Source organism: Pseudomonas sp. HT11, assembly GCF_044875395.1.
GTDB lineage: Bacteria > Pseudomonadota > Gammaproteobacteria > Pseudomonadales > Pseudomonadaceae > Aquipseudomonas.
In genome coordinates, this window is record NZ_CP173217.1 from 2891607 (window position 1) to 2908962 (window position 17356).

The window sequence follows — 17356 nt, forward strand, 5'->3', positions numbered from 1 at the left end:
GCCACTTCACGATTCAAGTGTGTCGCGAGACCCCAGGTCCGCGATGCTTTTTTTTGACTGTTTCGTGTAGTAGCTACTTCACCAACTGACACAGGCGAAGCGAATGATCAGTCCCTCCATCACGGTTGCCCTTGAGGTCAATGGCCACACCCGCGAAGTCAGCGCCATGGCGGACACGCCGCTGTTGCTGGTGCTGCGCAATGACCTGGCACTCAACGGCCCCAAGTACGGCTGCGGCCTGGGCGAGTGCGGCGCCTGCACGGTGATCATCGACGGTGTTGCGGCACGCTCATGTGTGTTCCCGCTGGCGGGCGCGGCAGGGCGTGAGATCGTCACCCTCGAAGGCCTCGGCACACGCCAGGCGCCGCACCCGGTGCAGCAGGCGTTTATCGACGAGCAAGCCGCGCAATGCGGCTACTGCCTCAACGGCATGATCATGACTGCCAAGGCCTTGCTCGACCGCAATCCCAACCCCAGCGAAGCCCAGATCCGCAACGAACTCTCGGGCAACCTCTGCCGCTGCGGCACCCATATCGAAATCCTGCGCGCCGTATTGCGTGCTGCTCACCTCTTGACCGTGGATGGCCGACCATGACCGATAGCCCACTTTCCCGTGACCAGTGGCTGACCAAGACGGGCGTCTTGTTGATCGTCGACGATGTACTGCCGCCCTCCGGCCCGGTGGCCAAGGGCGGCACGCCGACTGTGAAACCCAAAGAGCTGGGGCTGTTTATCGCGGTCAACGATGACGGCCTGGTTTATGCGTTTAACGGCCATGTGGACCTGGGCACCGGCATTCGCACCTCGCTGGCGCAGATCGTCGCCGAAGAACTGGACCTGACGATGGACCAGGTCACCATGGTGCTGGGCGACACCGAGCGCGTGCCGAACCAGGGCGCGACGATTGCCAGCGCGACCTTGCAGATTTCGGCGATCCCGCTGCGCAACGCCGCCGCCGAAGCACGACGTTTTTTGCTGGCGCGGGCGGCCGGGCGCTGGGGCGTGAGCACCGCCAGCCTCAAGGTCGAAGCGGGCGTTATCCAGGCGGCAGACGGGCGCACCACCACTTACGGCGAGCTGGTCAGCGGCCAGCATGACCAGTTGCGCATCAGCGGCGACGCACCCTTGAAAGCCATCGAGGATTACCGCCTGGTGGGCAAGGGCGCCGCGCGCGTGGATATCCCCGGCAAGGCCACGGGCGAGCTGACCTACGTGCACGACATGCGCGTGCCGGGCATGCTGCACGGCCGCGTCGTGCGCCCGCCGTATGCCGGTCTGGACTGCGGGGATTTTGTCGGCAATAGCCTGCTGAGTGTGGATGAGGCGTCCATCGCACATATCCCCGGCATTGTTGCGGTGGTGGTGATCCGCGATTTTGTGGGCGTGGTCGCGTTGCGCGAAGAGCAGGCGATCAAGGCCGCCCATGAGTTGCAGGTGCAGTGGAAGCCCTGGAATAACGCCTTGCCGGACATGAGCGATGTCGAGCAGGCGATCCGTGACAACCCGCGGGTACGCCGCACGGTGCTCGATCAGGGCGATGTCGATGCAGCCCTGGCGGGTGCCAGCCAGCGGATGCCGCGCAGTTACCTGTGGCCCTATCAAATGCACGGCTCAATCGGCCCGTCCTGCGCCGTGGCCGACTATCAGGCCGCAGGCAGTCGTGTATGGTCGGGCAGCCAGAACCCGCATTTGCTGCGCGCCGACCTGGCCTGGTTGCTGGACTGTGATGAAGCGCTGATCGACGTGATTCGACTGGAAGCCGCCGGTTGCTATGGGCGCAATTGCGCCGATGACGTCTGCGCCGATGCGTTGCTGTTGTCGCGCGGGGTGGGCAAGCCGGTGCGCGTGCAACTGACCCGCGAACAGGAACACCTGTGGGAGCCCAAGGGCACGGCGCAGTTGATGGACGTGGACGGCGGCCTCAACGCCGACGGCAGCATTGCGGCGTACGATTTTGAAACCAGCTACCCCTCCAATGGCGCGCCGACCCTGGCGCTGTTGCTGACCGGCCGCGTCGAACCCGTGGCGGCGATGTTCGAAATGGGCGACCGCACCTCGATCCCGCCGTATGACATCGACAACATGCGGGTGACCATCAACGACATGGCGCCCATCGTGCGCGCCTCGTGGATGCGCGGCGTGTCGGCGTTGCCCAATACCTTTGCCCACGAATCGTATATCGACGAGCTGGCATTTGCCGCCGGCGTCGATCCGGTGGAGTACCGCCTGCGCTACCTCAAGGACGAGCGCGCCATCGACCTGGTCAAATCCACCGCCGAACGCGCCAACTGGTCACCGCGCACCGCGCCCATGCAAACCGCCAACGACGACCATCTGTTGCGGGGCCGTGGCTTTGCTTACGCGCGCTACATCCACAGTAAATTCCCCGGTTTTGGCGCGGCGTGGGCCGCCTGGGTGGCGGATGTGGCCGTCGACAAACACACCGGCGACGTGTCGGTGACGCGGGTGGTGATCGGCCATGACTCGGGGATGATGATCAACCCGGCGGGTGTGCAGCATCAGATCCACGGCAATGTGATCCAGTCCACCAGCCGCGTGTTGAAGGAGCGGGTGACCTTTGAGGAATCGACGGTGGCCAGCAAGGAGTGGGGCGGATACCCGATCCTGACCTTCCCTGAAGTGCCGCAGATCGACGTGCTGATGATGCCGCGCCAGGACCAGCCGCCGATGGGCGCCGGTGAGTCGGCCTCGGTGCCCAGCGCGGCGGCGATTGCCAATGCGATCTATGACGCCACCGGGATTCGTTTTCGTGAGTTGCCGATCACCCCCGAGCGGGTGTTGGCAGCGCTGAATGCCGGCACCCTCGGCGAGCCTGCCACGTCGCCACAGAAACGCAAAAAATGGTGGTTCGGCGCGCTGTTTGCGACGCTGGGCGCCGTGATGGCCACGGCCTGGCCGTTTCACGGCGCGATCGCACCGATTGCCCCGCCCAGCGCCGGCACGTGGTCCGAGGCCACCCTGGAGCGCGGGCGTTTGCTGGCGGCGGTGGGCGATTGCGCGGTGTGCCATACGGCACCGGGCGGCGTGACCAATGCCGGTGGGTTGGCGATGGAAACGCCCTTCGGCACCCTGTACAGCAGCAATATCACCCCGGATGTGAACACCGGCATCGGTGCCTGGTCGTACCCGGCATTCGAGCGGGCGATGCGTGAGGGCATTGGCCGTGATGGGCGCAATTTGTACCCGGCGTTTCCCTATACGGCGTTTCGCAATATCAATGAGGCGGACATGCAGGCGCTGTATGCCTACCTGATGTCGCAAGCGTCAGTGAGCCAAGCGCCGACGCCGAATGCCATGCGCTTTCCGTTCAACATCCGGCCGCTGATGGCGGGGTGGAATGCGCTGAATCTACGGCGCGGTGAAATCACGCTGCAACCGGAGCGCGGCGAGCAATGGAATCGCGGCAATTATCTGGTCAACGGTCTGGGGCACTGTGCGGCGTGCCATTCGCCGCGCAACTTGATGGGGGCCGAGAAGGGCGGCAAGGCCTTCCTGGCCGGCGGCAGCGTCGATGGCTGGGAGGCGCCAGCACTGAACGGTGTGTCCAAGGCACCGACGCCATGGACCGAAGATCAATTGTTCACCTACCTCAGCACTGGCTATTCCGATGCCCATGGCGTGGCGGCGGGCCCGATGGGGCCGGTGGTGAGTGAGTTGGCGAAGTTGCCCAAGGCCGACATTCGCGCGATGGCGGTGTACCTGGCGTCGCTCAAGGGCGAGGCGACGGCTGAGGCGCAAACCGTGGCGGCAGCGACGGTGCCCAATCCCAATGGTCGGCGTGTGTTCGAGGGGTCGTGCAAGGCCTGTCACGCCGATGGCCTGGGGCCAAAGCTGTTTGGGGTCAGCCCGTCACTGGCGACCAATACCAATGTGCACAGTGATCAGCCGGACAATTTGATCAAGGTGATTCTGCAAGGGATCAGCAACCCGGCGACCCAGGATCTGGGGTACATGCCGGGGTTCAAGGACAGTTTGTCGAATACGCAGGTGGCGGATTTGGTCGCCTATTTGCGTGGGCAATTTGCGCCGAATGCGCCGCAGTGGAAGGGGTTGGAGCAGAAGGTGGCGCATTTGCGGGCTAACCCGGGCACTCATTGACACAATGCGGTCAAAACTGTGGGAGCTGGCTTGCCTGCGATAGCGGTGGGTCTGCACCGAAAATACTACCTGACACATCGCCATCGCAGGCAAGCCAGCTCCCACAGGGATTAGAGCCGGTTTCTACAGTGAGCTTGGGGAGACGCCCCTCAGCACCAAATCAGTGATAAACCCCAGCCAATCCTGCTGCTGCCCCTTATCCGCCAGGTCTTCACCCAGAAACGAACTGAGGGTATGGCGGTTGGAGTTATAGAAGTAGCACAGCGAAGCGATCATCAAGTACACGTGCTTGAGGTCGATGTCCTGGCGAAACACGCCCTTTGCCTGGCCCGCTTCAATGATCGGGCGCAACACGCCAACCGCTTCGCCCGACAGCCGCCGCATTTCGCCGGACTGCTGGGCATGCTTGCCCTGGTGCAGGTTCTCGATGCTCAGGATCGCGACAAACTCGGGGTGCTTGACGTAGTAATTCCAGATAAACGCCACTAGGTCCTGCAGCGCCTGCACGGGCGCCTCCAGGTTGAGCTTGAGTTTGCTTTCGGCCTGGTTGAACTGCTCGTAGATGTGTTCCAGCACGCAGATGAACAGGTGTTCCTTGCTGCCGAAATAGTAATAAAGCATGCGGTCGTTGGAGTCGGCTTCCTTGGAAATGGTGTCGACGCGCCCGCCGGAATAACCGTCGCGGGTGAACACCTTGACCGCCGCCTGCAAGATGCGCGCGCGTGTCTGGTCGGCCTGCTGAGCCCGAATACCGGTCTTCTTGATCACCATCTCAACGCGCCTTGCAGCCAGTCTGGGCGCGAAATATAGCATGGGCTTTTTCGCGGCCGTTCTGTGACCGACAAGTTCTGTAATAAAAACGCCATTGCGCTGGGGATTGGATCCGAGTCGGGCTATTTTGGTGCGTCCCAATAACTAGAGTAGCCATGGATGAAATACCAACCCTTCAGCCGCACCTTAATCGCCACCGCTCTGGTGCTGACGGTCAGCGGTGTGCACGCCGCTTCCCAGGCCCCGGTGGGCGGTGAAAACGGCATGGTAGTCACCGCCCAGCATTTGGCCACTCATGTAGGGGTGGATGTGCTCAAGGCTGGCGGCAACGCAGTCGATGCGGCCGTGGCCGTGGGCTATGCGCTGGCGGTGGTGTACCCGGCGGCGGGTAACCTCGGTGGCGGCGGCTTCATGACCGTGCAACTGGCGGATGGGCGCAAGACCTTCCTCGACTTCCGCGAAAAAGCCCCCCTGGCGGCCACCGCCGACATGTACCTGGACAAAGACGGCAAGGTCGTCGAAGGCCTCAGCGCCAAGGGCCACCTGGCGGTCGGCGTGCCCGGCACCGTGTCCGGCATGGAAACCGCGCTGAGCAAGTACGGCACTCTAAAGCGCGCCCAAGTGATTGCCCCGGCGATCAAGCTGGCGGAAAACGGCTTCGAACTGGAGCAGGGCGATATCGACCTGCTGCACACCGCCACCGGCGAGTTCGAGAAAGACAAAGACCTGCGCGGGATCTTCCTGCACAACGGCCAACCGCTGCAGGTCGGCCAGAAACTGGTGCAGAAAGACCTGGCCAGGACCCTCAAGGAAATCTCCGCCAAGGGCACCGACGGCTTCTATAAAGGTTGGGTCGCCAAGGCCCTGGTGGATTCCAGCCAGGCCGGCAAGGGCATCATCACCCAGGCCGACCTCGACAAGTACAAGACCCGCGAACTGGCGCCCATCGAGTGCGATTACCGTGGCTACCACGTGGTCTCGGCACCGCCACCGAGCTCGGGCGGCGTGGTGATCTGCCAGATCATGAACATCCTCGAAGGCTACCCGATGGCCGACCTTGGCTATCACTCGGCCCAAGGCCTGCACTACCAGATCGAAGCGATGCGCCACGCCTACGTGGACCGCAACAGCTACCTCGGCGACCCGGATTTTGTGAAGAACCCGATTGCCCACCTGCTGGACAAGGACTACGCCGCCAAGCTGCGTGCTGCCATCGAACCGCAGAAGGCCGGGGATTCCCAGGCGATCAAGCCGGGCGTGTCACCGCATGAAGGCAACAACACCACGCACTATTCCATCGTCGACAAGTGGGGCAACGCGGTGTCGGTGACCTACACCCTCAACGACTGGTTCGGTGCCGGTGTGATGGCGAGCAAGACCGGGGTGATCCTCAACGATGAAATGGACGACTTCACCGTCAAGGTCGGCGTGCCGAACATGTACGGCCTGGTCCAGGGCGAAGCCAACGCCATCGCACCGGGCAAGGCGCCGCTGTCGTCGATGAGCCCGACCATCGTGACCAAGGACGGCAAGGCCGTGATGGTGGTCGGTACGCCAGGGGGCAGCCGGATTATCACCGCGACCTTGCTGACCATCCTGAATGTCATCGACTACAAGATGAACATCCAGGAAGCCGTCGATGCGCCGCGTTTCCATCAACAGTGGATGCCTGAGACCACCAACCTGGAGACCTTCGCGGTGAGCCCCGACACGCAGAAAATCCTCGAGAGTTGGGGCCACAAGTTTGCCGGACCTCAGGATGCCAACCACCTGGCCGCAATCCTGGTGGGCGCGCCGTCCCTGGGTGGCAAGCCGGTGGGCAACAACCGTTTCTACGGGGCCAACGACCCGCGCCGCAATACCGGCCTGTCCCTGGGCTACTGAGGCGTGAGGTGGTGATGCAGGTGGGCCAGGGACAGCGCCAGGCTGTCATGGGATAACTGGGTGGCGGCGCCTTCGGCGCTGTCTCTGGCGGCCGGCATCACACGCTCGAACATGTGGTTTTCATCGGCCTGCACTGCTGTCGAGCAGTCGAGCATGGCGCAGCTGCTTGATCACCCTGACCAATGCGGTGCGTGAACGCATGCCTGCCGCCTACGCCGTGATGGTGCAGGGCACGGCGCAGGCACTGCAGGGCTTCAGCGCTGAAGAAGAGGCGACGCTGCTGGCGTTATTGCTGCGCGTGAATGCCAACCTGGAGCGTGGTTTGGATTGAACATCCGCGCGGCTTTCAGGTTCTATCCCAAGAGCCCTGAAAGGACCGGACCGATGAAAGCGCTGAAAATCGCCACCTTCAATATCAACGGCATCCGTGCCCGTCTGCCCAACCTTCTGCAATGGCTTGAGCGCGAGCAGCCGGATATTGTCTGCCTGCAAGAGCTCAAGGCGCCGCAAAGCCTGTTTCCCTATGCCGACTTCGAGGCGGCCGGCTACGGAGCGATTTGCCTGGGCCAGGCCTCGTGGAACGGCGTGGCCATTTTGGCGCGCGATGCCCAGCCGCTGGAGAGCCGGCGCGGTTTGCCGGGCGATGACAGCGACACGCAAAGCCGTTACCTGGAGGCTGCGGTGCATGGCGTATTGGTCGGCTGCCTGTATCTGCCCAATGGCAACCCGCAGCCAGGGCCTAAATTCGACTACAAGCTGGCCTGGTTCGAACGGCTGATTACCTATGCCCAGGCGCTGCAAGCCAGCGAACACCCGGTGCTGCTGGCCGGGGATTTCAATGTGGTGCCCACCGACATGGACATCTACAACCCGCGCTCCTGGCTCAAGGACGCTTTGCTGCAACCTGAAAGCCGCGCGTGTTATCAGCGGCTGCTGGAGCAGGGTTGGACCGATTCGCTGCGTCATCTGTACCCCGAAGAGCGCGTCTACACCTTCTGGGATTACTTCCGTCAGCACTGGCAGACCAACTCCGGGCTGCGTATCGATCACCTGCTGCTCAATCCCGCGCTCAAGCCTTACCTCAAAGACGCCGGCGTGGACGCCTGGGTACGCAACGAGCCGCACGCCAGCGACCATGCGCCGACGTGGATTCAATTGAGCACCCGCAAAAAGCGCTAACCGGCGCGAATAATGGCCAAGGCCTCGGCTTTGCCCAAGGGGTGCTGCATGCGTTGCGACAGGCACGCCATGGCTTGCTGATGTTCGCAGGCAATCACGGCTTCCACTTGATCATCCCGGCACAGCAAGGCAATGAAGTCGTGACGATTCACCTCACCCTCCACGTGCAGGCGATTCCAGTGCTGCGGGTGGCCGAGCACTTCAAAGGTTTTGCCGAAGTGGTAGGTCCAGAAGAAAGGCACGTCGGCGTACACCTGCGTATCGCCGAGCATATTGCGCGCGGCCAGCACGGCCAGCTGCTGGGCCACGCGCCAGTGCTCGATGCGTGTCGGCTGCTGGCGCCAGGCAAAGGTCACGTTGTCGCCGGCCGCCCATAACCCGGGCGCCACCTGTAAATGAGTGTCTGCGTTCAGCGACTGGTCCTCGGCTTTGTCGACGCCGTCGATAAAGCCGGTGGCGGGTGTGACGCCAACGCCGATCACGACCAGGTCTGCCGCCAGGCGCTTGCCGTTTTTAAGCAGCACGGTACTCACTGCGCCGTGACCGTCGAAGCGTTCGGGCTCGGTGTTGCAGTGGAAGATCACGCCGTTGTCTTCGTGCAATTGGCGAATGGCCGCACCGATGCGCTTGCCCAATTGCGCGGCGAGAGGAATGTCATGGCGGCTGACCACCTGCACCACCAGGCCACGTTGGCGCAAGGCGGACGCGGCTTCCAGGCCGATAAAGCTGTCGCCGACAATCACCGCGCACGCTGCCGACTGCGCTGCTTCGTCGATACGCGCCCCATCCTCGCGGCTGCGCAGCACAAACACTTGGCTCAATACCGCGCCGGGGATGTCCAGCGGTTGCGCTTCGCCCCCGGTGGCGACCAGTGCCGCGTCATAGTCAAAGTGACGACCGTCGGCGAGTTCGATGCGCTTGGCGTTGGCGTCCAGGCGCTGAACTTCGCCGTGAATGCCGATGGGCTGCTTATCCAGCAGTGGCGGCGTGTCTTCGGGCGTCATCTGGCCTGCGATCACGAATTTGCTCAGGGCGGTGCGGTCGTAGGCGGGAGCCTGTTCACGGTCGATCCACAGCAATCGTCCGCTGAAGCCTTGCTGGTGCAACGTCGCCACGGCGGCAGTGCCTGCCGCGCCAGCGCCGATGACCGCAAAACAGCGTTGTTCATCCCGCGCCGGCGCGGCTTCGGCTGCCATGGGCTCGTCGCCAACACTGACCACACCATCGTGCACCTGCACCGGGTATTGCTTGAGCCCGACCAGCGCCGGAGGTTCGATCACGGCGCCACTGTCCACGGCAAACGCGGCTTTGTGCCAGGGGCAAATGATCCGCCCGTTACAGATCACGCCTTCTTCCAGCGGTGCGCCGGCGTGCGGGCATTCGGCCTGGAAGGCGCGTACCCGGTCGCCGACACGCACCAGCAAGACAGGATGATTTGCCGCGGTGACGCGAACGCCTCGGTTTTCCGGCAAGTTAATCAGGCGGGCAACAATGCGCATGTTCATAGGCCAATCTCCTTTAGAAGATTGACTGGCGCCGAAGGAAATGGACTGCGTTGACCCGATGGTCGGTACTCAGAATTGGGCCTTACGCCAGCAGCTGCGCCACCGCTTCAAATGCCTTGGCGCGCCGCGCTTGCCAATGGCCGCCAATGATTACGGCGGGCTGCTGGTGCTGTTCGATCCACGCCAGGCTGGCCTGGAAAAACGCTCGGCGATCAGCCAGTTCCGGTTGGCAGCGCTGGCCGTCGGCGGTCCATTCCACGTCCTCGGGGGACAGCAACAGGTGCAGGTCGTAATGCCGGGCCAGGAGTTCGTCGTCCAGCCAGGCGGGGTAGGCGCCGAATAGCGTCTGGCTCCACAGTTTGTTGGTCAACAGGTGAGTATCGAGCACCAGCAGGTTGGGCTGTTCGGCGCGGGCCGCGTCTTCCCAGGCCAGTTGGCCGCGGGCGATCGCCGGAATGTCCGCCAGGGTGGTGTCGCGCTGATGATGGTCGATGAAATACCGCACGTATTCGCCAACCATCAGCCCGCCAAAGTGTGCATGCAGTTCAGCCGCCAGCCAGCTTTTACCGCTGGATTCGGGGCCTGCCAGTACCACCACTTTCATGCGTGCAACGCCGGATCGCTGCGCCATTCACGCCAGCCTTGCACGGCGATCGCGGTGAACAGGGCGTAAAGCGCGGCGGTGAGGTACAGGCCTTTGTAGAGGAACAGGCCGACGAAGATCACGTCCACGGCGATCCACAGCGGCCAGCATTGCACGCGTTTTTGCGCCATCCACATCTGCGCCACCAGGCTGAAGCCGGTGAGGGCGGCGTCGAGCCATGGCTGGGCGGCGTCGGTCCAGTGGGCCATGGCCGCGCCGAGCAGCAGGCTGAAGACGGCGCCGACGGCCAGGCTGCTCATGATCGCGGGTACGCCGAGGCTGCTGACCTGGCGGCCTTGCTTGACCTCGCCGGCGCGGGTCCATTGCCACCAGCCGTAAAGTTGCAGCGCGGCGTAGACCACTTGCAGGAGCATGTCGGAATAGAGTTTTACGTCGAAGAACACCCAGATGTAGAGCAACACCATGACCAGGCCTATAGGCCAGCACCAAGGGTTTTGTTTGACCGTCAGCCAGACAGCGATCACCCCCAGGGCGGCGGCGAACAATTCAAGCCCGGACATGGCGGTTCCTTGGGAGAGTGGGAGAGGGCGGCAATTGTAACCAGAGGTGAGGAATGTTTAAACGTGGATGTGAAGACATACACATTGCTGCGGTTATGGCGGCTGGAGTGGTGTAACGGGGCGTGTGAGATCAGCGTTAAAGGCAGAGCATGGCGTGAGTTGCAGAAGTAGAAGCTGGGAAACACTCCGTCACCCTGATGCACTGAGAACCAACTGTGGGAGCGGGCTTGCTCGCGAAGGCGGTGTGTCAGTGACACATGGGCTGACTGACCCACCGCCTTCGCGAGCAAGCCCGCTCCCACAAGTTGACCGAGTTCAGCCGCCAGCCCCGCACTGCTTGGCTTTTCTGTGGGAGCTGGCTTGCCTGCGATGCAGACACCTCGGTCCAGCAGGTACACCGGGTTGATGCCATCGCAGGCAAGCCAGCTCCCACATTTGAATGGGTTCAGCTTCAAGGACCAAGTCGGCTGTCAGGCCGCCTCGGCTTTGCTTTTGCTTCTACCACTCAGGTCGGCTACCAGGCCGCCGTGCTTTTGCTTTTGATCTTGATCTTAGGCGCCCCGTTAAACCACGCTGGCCGAACGCAGGTAGTACGGAGCGGGTAAACCGGCAGGACGCCGGTTTAGCCGCGACGGGGCAGGGACGCCCCGTCGCGGCGGCCCGCGGAGTAATGCCTGCGTGAGGGCACACCGAGCCTAGGCGAGGTGCCGAGTGGTGGGGCAAGAGCGTTTTGGTTACTTTTGCGCTTTTCAAAAGTGACCCGCCGTAAGGGCGGAACCAAAAGCCGCCATCACCCAAACAACGGATATGTACACCCCGCTCTAACCTCGCCCTCAAAAAAAGCTAAACCTTGAACTGCCGCAGCAACCCGCCCAACTCCTCACTCAACCCACGCAAATGCGCACTCGCCACGCTGGACTGCTCCGCCGCCAGCGCAGTGCTGTGCGACAACCCGGCCGCCTGGGTGACGTTCTGGTTGATATCCTCCACCACATGCGCCTGTTGCAAGGTCGCGCTGGCAATCGAGGCATTCAGCCCGTTGAGGTTACGCAACGCCTGGCCAATAGCGGTAAGACTGGCACCGGCCTGCCCAGCCTGTTCAATCGTCAGCTGCGAAGCGCTATGGCTGTCACTGATCACCTTGACCGCCGCTTCCGAGTGACCCTGCAGACGCTCAATCATCACTTGGATTTCAGCAGTGGATTTTTGCGTACGCTGAGCCAGCAAGCGCACTTCATCGGCGACCACCGCAAACCCACGGCCCTGTTCCCCGGCACGCGCGGCCTCAATGGCCGCGTTAAGTGCCAGCAGGTTGGTCTGGTCAGCGATGGAGCGGATCACTTCCAGCACACCACCAATCTGCGTGCTCTCGCTGGACAAGGTGCGAATCACCTCCACGGCCTGGCTGATGGTGCCGGAGAGCTGGTCGATCTGCTGCAAACTACCGTCGATATTCACCTGGCCCTGCTGCGCCTGGGCCTGGGCATCGCGCATCTCGCTGGCGGCATGTTCGGCGTTTTTTGCCACGTCCTGCACGCCATAAGTCACTTCATTGATCGCCGTCGCCACCAATTCCATCTGCTGCGACTGCTGCTGGCTGCGGTCATGCGCCTGGCTGGCGTTGTTGCCCAGTTCCGTGGACGACTGGCCCAACGCGTTGGCGCACACCTGCAGCTGGCCGACCACCTGGCGCAGCTTGGCGGTAAAGCTATTGAAGTGCTGAGACAGCTGGGTGACTTCGTCACGCCCGTGGGTGTCGAGGCTGCGCGTCAGGTCGCTTTCGCCACTGGCGATATTGGCCATGGCGTTTACTGCCGCCTGCAACGGCGTCACGATGCTGCGCGCAATCAAGGTGACCAACACGGCCATCAGCAGGGCGATGCCCAGGCCAATCAGCGAGGCCTTCCACACCTGGCCCGTGAACTCGGCCTGCACATCATCCACGTACACGCCGGAGCCGATAATCCAGCCCCAGGGTTCGAACAGCTGGATGTACGAGGTTTTTTCCACGGGCGCTTCGGCGCCGGGTTTGGGCCAGCGATAGTTGACGATGCCAGCGCCCTTGGCCTTGGCCAGGGTCACGAATTCGTTGAACACCGCAAAGCCGTCCGGGTCGCGGATCGCCGAGAGGTTCTGGCCATCCAGCTTGGGGTTGGCCGCGTGCATGATCATCACGGGCGTCAGGTCGTTGATCCAGAAGTAATCGTCGTGGTCGTAGCGCAGGCCACGCACCGCGCTCAGGGCCTGTTGCTGCGCGGCTTCACGGCTGAGCACGCCGGTTTTCTCAAGGTTCTGGTAATAGGCCAGCACCCCGCTGGCGGTCTGCACCACGTGCTGGGTCTGCTGGCGTTTGGCCTGGTAAAGGTCGCCGTGGATCTGCTTGAGCATCAACACCCCCAACGTCAGCAGCATCAACACGGCGACTATCAGGATCAGCCAGAGACGGCGGCTGATCGACATGCTGCGCAAACTGTTCATCGTCCTGTCACTCCATGCTTTTTATAATTGTGGGCGCCGCATCGACATTTCCGGCTTGTCTGATAGGCTTTCGGCCTGTAATTGAAAAACCTGAGTACTCCCTGATTTTTCACGAAATTTTTGCAGGCCGATGTTGAAAATCAGCAGCGGAACTTGAGTGCGCTTGTCGTCAGTGAACTATTAAAAAGACAGTCAAGGCATGCCGACAGGCATGACCTTTGGGGGATACATGGATTTTTGGACCGCCATACAGGCATTGATTCTTGGCGTGGTGGAGGGGCTGACAGAGTTCCTGCCCATATCCAGCACCGGGCACCAGATCATCGTCGCCGACTTGATCGGCTTCGGCGGCGAACGCTTTGATGCGTTCAACATCATTATTCAATTGGGCGCGATCCTGGCGGTGGTCTGGGAGTTTCGGCGCAAGATCCTCGACGTGGTCATCGGCTTGCCGACCCAGCCCAGTGCCCGGCGTTTCACGGCTAACCTGATCATCGCGGTGGTGCCGGCCATCGTGCTGGGGGTGATTTTTGCCGACCTGATCAAGCATTACCTGTTCAACCCGATCACCGTGGCCACCGCCCTGGTCGTGGGTGGCGTGATCATGTTGTGGGCCGAGCGCCGCGACCATGCGGTGCATGCTGACACCGTGGACCAGATCACCTGGAAAGACGCGCTCAAGGTCGGCCTGGCCCAGTGCCTGGCGATGATTCCGGGCACCTCACGCTCCGGCGCCACCATCATTGGCGGCCTGTTGTTCGGCCTGTCACGCAAGACCGCCACCGAGTTTTCGTTTTTCCTGGCGATGCCAACCATGGTCGGCGCGGCCCTGTATTCGGGCTACAAGTACCGTCACTTGTTCCAGCCCGATGACCTGCCGGTGTTTGCCATCGGGTTCGTCACCTCGTTCATCTTTGCGATGATCGCGGTCAAGGCCTTGCTCAAGTTCATCGCCAGCCACAGCTATGCAGCCTTTGCCTGGTATCGCATCGCGTTCGGCGTGCTGATTCTGGCGACCTGGCAGTTCGGCTGGATCGACTGGTCGGCGGTCAAACCATGAACATTCAGCATCCGCGCCTCAAGGCGCTGCTCTTTGTGCTGCTGTGCGCCGCGCCGCTGCTGGGGGCGGCGCTGGTGTGGCATCGCGGTGAGACCGTGATTCCGCTGGCCGCCTATGGTGTGGTCAGCGTGGTGGCGTTTTTTCTCTACTGGGGTGACAAGCGCAAGGCTCAGACAGCAGGCCCGCGCGTTCGCGAAAACATCCTGCACGCCGTGGAACTGGCCGGCGGATGGCCCGGGGCGTTGATCGCCCAGCAGGTGTTCCGGCACAAGACGCGCAAAGTGTCGTACCAGGTGCTGTTCTGGGTCATCGTGTTGCTGCACGAGGTGTTCTGGCTCGACCAGTTATTCCTGGGCGGCACGCTGCTTTCAATCTTCTAGCAACAGCCCGATTTGCGTGCGCTTGGGCAGTTTGCTCACCACCAATTGGTGAGAGCGCTGCAACAGGCCACGCAGTTCTTCGGCGCCCAGCGGGTAGGGCGTGTTCATGATGACCCACTGGGCCCGCGCCAGATAAGGCGCCGGATGAATGCCGGGGCGGTCGACGTGGCCGAGGAACAAGTCCTTGTCGACCTTGAACGCCAGCGATTCGCCCCGCAGGTTCTGCACGGCGAACATCTTGTTGCCAGCAATCGAGAACACCCGCACGCCGCCCCATTTGTAGTCTTCCCGCGCGCCGGGCAGGCTCAGGCAGAAGGCGGCGACGTGTGCTTCAGTCATTTTCATAGCAAGCGGTCTCCGCAGTCCTTGAAGGCTTCTTCCAGGTAGTCGATCCAGGCACGAATGGCCGGCAGCACGCCACGGCGATGCGGGTACACCGCCTGCAACCAGCCGCCCGGTGACGACCAATGCGGCAGCAGCTGCACCAATTGGCCGCTGGCCAATTCCTCTTCGCAGTACATCATCGGCAAGACCGTGAAGCCCAGGCCCTTGAGGGCACAGGCCTTGCGCACGATGAAGTCGTCGATGCCCAGGCGGGCTTCCAGCGCGAGGTCCTGGGCGTTGCCTTGCGGGTCGATCAGGCGCAGGTGGACCAGGCGGTCGGCCTCCAGGGCGCCGAGCACCGGTAGCTGTTTGAGGTCTTCGAGGCTGTCGATGTGCCGACCCTGGATGAATTCAGGGCTGGCCACCAGCAGGGTCTGGGCCTGGCGCAGGCGCTTGGTCACCAGCAACGGGTCTTCATCGCCCGACTCGCGCACGCGCAGGGCTACGTCGATGCCCTCAGCCACCAGGTCGACACGGCGGTTCACCAGCGTCATCTCCAGCTGTACCAGCGGGTGGGCGGCGAGAAAACCGGCAACCATGCCCGGCATCATGTGCTGGGCCATGCCCACCGGGCAGCTTACCCGCAGGCGCCCGCGCGGTTCGCTGGACATACTGGCCACGGCCTCGTCGGCCATTTCCGCTTCCAGCAGCATGGCCTGGCAATGGCGCAAATAACGCTCGCCGACCGCAGTGAGGGTCAATTGGCGGGTGGTGCGCTGCAACAGGCGCGCGCCGAGGCGTTCTTCCAGCTCGGCAATACGCCGTGACAGCCGTGACTTGGGAATACCCAGTAGCCGGCCGGCCGCCGCAAAGCCGCCGGCCTCGACGACTTTGGCGAAATAGTAGAGGTCGTTGAGGTCTTGCATGGTCAACCTATTGTCCTGTCAGTGGGACGAACTATCCGCGTCTGGCGAGGGCAAATCCACTACAAAAAAAGCGAGCGCCGTGTGGCTGCTCGCGTTGGACCTGATTAAGCGCTTAGAACTGCGCGCCCGCCATCAGCACATACTTCACATGCACGTACTCTTCGATCCCGTAATAGCTGCCCTCACGGCCATAGCCGGATTGCTTGATACCGCCAAAGGGAACCGACGCGGTGCCGACCGAACCCGAATTGAGGATGACCATTCCCGCTTCCAGTTGGCGCGACAGCCGCAACGAACGCCCCAGCGCGCTGGTGTAGGCATACGCCACCAGGCCAAACTCGGTCTGGTTGGCGCGCGCGATGACTTCCTCTTCATCCTTGAATGAGTAGATGGCGAACACCGGCCCGAAGATTTCCTGAGTGGCCAGCGGTGAGTCGTCGCGCAAACCGGTCACCACGGTGGGTTCGTAGAACAACCCGCCTCTGGCGTGGGGCTTGCCGCCCATCAGCACGTTGGCGCCGGCGGCTTTGGCGTCTTCCACCAGGCGCACGACTTTGTCAAAACCCAGTTGATTGACCAGCGGCCCGACCACAAAGTCTTCACGCAGGCCTTGATCGACATCGATTTTGGCAACGGCCGCCTGCACGCGTTGGACGAAGTCCTCGAGGATGCTGTGCTGCACAAAAATCCGGTTTGGCGAGATACACACCTGGCCGCTGTTGCGCAGTTTGGCGCTGACCAGGCCCTTGACGGCCTCATCCAGGTTGGCGTCCTGAAACACGATAAACGGCGCGTTGCCGCCCAGTTCCAAGGTCATTTTCTTGAGGGTGGCCGCGCATTGCGCCGCAAGCAATTTGCCGACAGGGGTGGAGCCGGTAAAGGTGATTTTGCGAATGCGCGGGTCGCCGGTGAAGATCAGGCCGATCTCCTTGGGATCGCCGACCACCACTTCCAGCACGCCGGGTTCGATACCGGCCTTGCGCGCGTATTCCAGCAGCTTGAAGGCGGTGAGCGGCGTGTCTTCGGCAGGCTTGATGACCATGGTGCAACCCGCCGCCAAGGCTGTGGCGACTTTGCGCGTGATCATCATGAACGGGAAGTTCCACGGGGTGATCGCCGCAACAGGGCCGACCGCTTCCTTGGTCACCACCACGTTGGCGTTGCGGTCGTGGGTGGGCAGGGTGTCGCCATACACGCGCTTGGCTTCTTCGGCGTACCACTCGATAAAACCCAGCCCGTAGTCGATTTCGCCACGGGCTTCGGTGAGGCACTTGCCGTTTTCGCGGCACAGCAGTTCGGCGAAGGCTTCCTTGTCGGCCTTAACGGCGTCGTGCCAGCGGCGCAGGATCTCGCTGCGCTCCTTGGCGAGCTTGGAAGACCATTCAGGGAAAGCCGCGCAGGTACGCTCGACCGCCGCTTTGACTTCAGCCGAGGTGTTCTTGGCAACGCGGCCGATTTCTTCACCGGTAGCGGGGTTGTAGACGATTAGCATGAGGGCATCTCCGAGGGCTGAACGTGTTGTTTCAGGCTACGGAAACGGGCGGCTTGAGCGAATATCCAAACCAA

The 17356-nt window shown here is 62.4% G+C and carries 16 protein-coding genes; 7 read left to right on the forward strand and 9 right to left on the reverse strand.

Annotated elements, in window-relative coordinates; all coding sequences use genetic code 11:
• Positions 1-103 precede the first annotated feature (103 nt).
• Both ABWL43_RS13365 and ABWL43_RS13370 read left to right on the forward strand, forming a co-directional pair.
• Entirely contained in the window at positions 104-595 is a 492-nt protein-coding gene (locus tag ABWL43_RS13365; RefSeq protein WP_242197058.1) for a (2Fe-2S)-binding protein, read from the forward strand.
• Positions 592-4119, forward strand: a complete 3528-nt coding sequence (locus tag ABWL43_RS13370; RefSeq protein WP_404488100.1) for a molybdopterin cofactor-binding domain-containing protein — start codon at positions 592-594, stop codon at positions 4117-4119. Before ABWL43_RS13365 ends, ABWL43_RS13370 begins: the two co-directional genes overlap by 4 nt.
• Before the next feature lie 123 nt (positions 4120-4242).
• Here the strand turns inward: ABWL43_RS13370 and ABWL43_RS13375 are convergent, their stop codons facing one another.
• On the reverse strand, positions 4243-4890 hold the full coding sequence (locus tag ABWL43_RS13375; protein WP_145160412.1) for a TetR/AcrR family transcriptional regulator: 648 nt from the start codon (positions 4888-4890) through the stop codon (positions 4243-4245).
• Positions 4891-5049: 159 nt separating this feature from the next.
• Here ABWL43_RS13375 and ggt point away from each other — a divergent pair, with 159 nt between their 5' ends.
• A complete protein-coding gene (gene ggt, locus ABWL43_RS13380) occupies positions 5050-6774 on the forward strand; it encodes a gamma-glutamyltransferase (protein ID WP_404488102.1) in 1725 nt (574 codons plus the stop codon).
• On the opposite strand, the gene ABWL43_RS13385 is transcribed toward ggt, so the two are convergent.
• Entirely contained in the window at positions 6768-6929 is a 162-nt protein-coding gene (locus tag ABWL43_RS13385; protein ID WP_242197046.1) for a hypothetical protein, read from the reverse strand. The genes ggt and ABWL43_RS13385 overlap by 7 nt on opposite strands.
• Before the next feature lie 11 nt (positions 6930-6940).
• Between ABWL43_RS13385 and ABWL43_RS13390 the strand changes: the two genes are divergently transcribed.
• Complete coding sequence (locus ABWL43_RS13390; protein WP_242197043.1) at positions 6941-7105, forward strand: hypothetical protein; 165 nt, start codon at positions 6941-6943, stop codon at positions 7103-7105.
• A 53-nt stretch (positions 7106-7158) separates the two neighbouring features.
• Positions 7159-7953: an exodeoxyribonuclease III gene (gene xth / locus ABWL43_RS13395; RefSeq protein ID WP_404488103.1), complete on the forward strand. Its 795-nt coding sequence runs from the start codon at positions 7159-7161 to the stop codon at positions 7951-7953.
• On the opposite strand, the gene ABWL43_RS13400 is transcribed toward xth, so the two are convergent.
• The 4 genes from ABWL43_RS13400 to ABWL43_RS13415 all read right to left on the reverse strand — a co-directional run bounded on the left by ABWL43_RS13400 (position 7950) and on the right by ABWL43_RS13415 (position 13100).
• Positions 7950-9458, reverse strand: coding sequence for an FAD-dependent oxidoreductase (locus tag ABWL43_RS13400; RefSeq protein ID WP_404488105.1), 1509 nt, complete (start codon positions 9456-9458; stop codon positions 7950-7952). The genes xth and ABWL43_RS13400 overlap by 4 nt on opposite strands.
• An 82-nt stretch (positions 9459-9540) precedes the next feature.
• Complete coding sequence (locus tag ABWL43_RS13405) at positions 9541-10062, reverse strand: AAA family ATPase (RefSeq protein ID WP_404488406.1); 522 nt, start codon at positions 10060-10062, stop codon at positions 9541-9543.
• Entirely contained in the window at positions 10059-10622 is a 564-nt protein-coding gene (gene pnuC, locus ABWL43_RS13410; protein ID WP_404488106.1) for a nicotinamide riboside transporter PnuC, read from the reverse strand. The genes ABWL43_RS13405 and pnuC overlap by 4 nt, the downstream gene beginning before the upstream one ends.
• A gap of 843 nt (positions 10623-11465) precedes the next feature.
• The gene (locus tag ABWL43_RS13415; protein WP_404488107.1) at positions 11466-13100 is read right to left on the reverse strand and encodes a methyl-accepting chemotaxis protein; all 1635 of its coding nucleotides are present in this window, start codon (positions 13098-13100) and stop codon (positions 11466-11468) included.
• 229 nt (positions 13101-13329) lie between these two features.
• On the opposite strand from ABWL43_RS13415, the gene ABWL43_RS13420 reads away from it, so the two are divergent.
• A complete protein-coding gene (locus tag ABWL43_RS13420) occupies positions 13330-14160 on the forward strand; it encodes an undecaprenyl-diphosphate phosphatase (protein ID WP_145160424.1) in 831 nt (276 codons plus the stop codon).
• A complete protein-coding gene (locus ABWL43_RS13425) occupies positions 14157-14540 on the forward strand; it encodes a DUF1294 domain-containing protein (RefSeq protein ID WP_145160426.1) in 384 nt (127 codons plus the stop codon). The genes ABWL43_RS13420 and ABWL43_RS13425 overlap by 4 nt, the downstream gene beginning before the upstream one ends.
• Here ABWL43_RS13425 and ABWL43_RS13430 read toward each other — a convergent pair.
• From ABWL43_RS13430 to ABWL43_RS13440, 3 genes are all read right to left on the reverse strand, one after another.
• A complete protein-coding gene (locus tag ABWL43_RS13430; protein ID WP_404488108.1) occupies positions 14529-14885 on the reverse strand; it encodes an MmcQ/YjbR family DNA-binding protein in 357 nt (118 codons plus the stop codon). The two genes, ABWL43_RS13425 and ABWL43_RS13430, sit on opposite strands and share 12 nt — an antisense overlap.
• Complete coding sequence (locus ABWL43_RS13435; RefSeq protein WP_145160430.1) at positions 14882-15790, reverse strand: LysR substrate-binding domain-containing protein; 909 nt, start codon at positions 15788-15790, stop codon at positions 14882-14884. Before ABWL43_RS13435 ends, ABWL43_RS13430 begins: the two co-directional genes overlap by 4 nt.
• 112 nt (positions 15791-15902) lie before the next feature.
• Entirely contained in the window at positions 15903-17282 is a 1380-nt protein-coding gene (locus ABWL43_RS13440) for an NAD-dependent succinate-semialdehyde dehydrogenase (RefSeq protein ID WP_404488109.1), read from the reverse strand.
• Positions 17283-17356 lie beyond the last annotated feature (74 nt).